This is a genomic window from Pseudomonas morbosilactucae, assembly GCF_023241665.1.
Lineage (GTDB): Bacteria > Pseudomonadota > Gammaproteobacteria > Pseudomonadales > Pseudomonadaceae > Aquipseudomonas > Aquipseudomonas morbosilactucae.
Window position 1 is genome coordinate 1 of the sequence record NZ_JALQCX010000103.1, and the last position, 535, is coordinate 535.

At 57.9% G+C, this 535-nt stretch carries 1 protein-coding gene; it reads right to left on the minus strand.

The window, feature by feature from the left end; all coding sequences use genetic code 11:
* On the minus strand, positions 1 to 535 hold a 535-nt coding region (locus tag M1B35_RS31730), incomplete at both ends, for a calcium-binding protein (RefSeq protein ID WP_425273466.1).

Sequence of the window (535 nt, forward strand, 5' to 3'; positions counted from 1 at the left end):
TAGGTGTCGCCAGCCGCAATGCCAGTATTCACCCCGGTTTTCAGGTTGATTGTCACGCCGGTTTTGCTGTCTGTGTAGCCGACGATGTCGTAACCGGCCCCACCGAAGAATTGGTCGGCACCCGCGCCACCGTACAGGGTGTCGTTGCCCGAGTCGCCGGTGATGATGTTGTCGCTGTCGTTACCGTAACCGATGAAACTCTGGTTACCGATGTAGGTGAGGTTTTCAACGTTGGCCGCCAGGATGGTGCCGCTCGTATTGATCACTGACACCCGCACTTCATCGATACCGTCACCGGCTTTTTCGATGATGACCGGCGTCGTGCCGGTGTTGATGTAGTAGATGTCATCACCTGCACCACCCTCAAGGCGGAAGACAGTGGTGGAGGCATCTCGGCCAGTGGTAATGATGTCATTGAAGGCCGAGCCAATGACATTTTCGATGCTGGTCAGGGTGCTGCCTTGAGCATCACCGCCGACGCCGGCCGCGCCTGTGCCAATCGCGCCGCTGCCAAGACGTACTTCCACGTTGACCC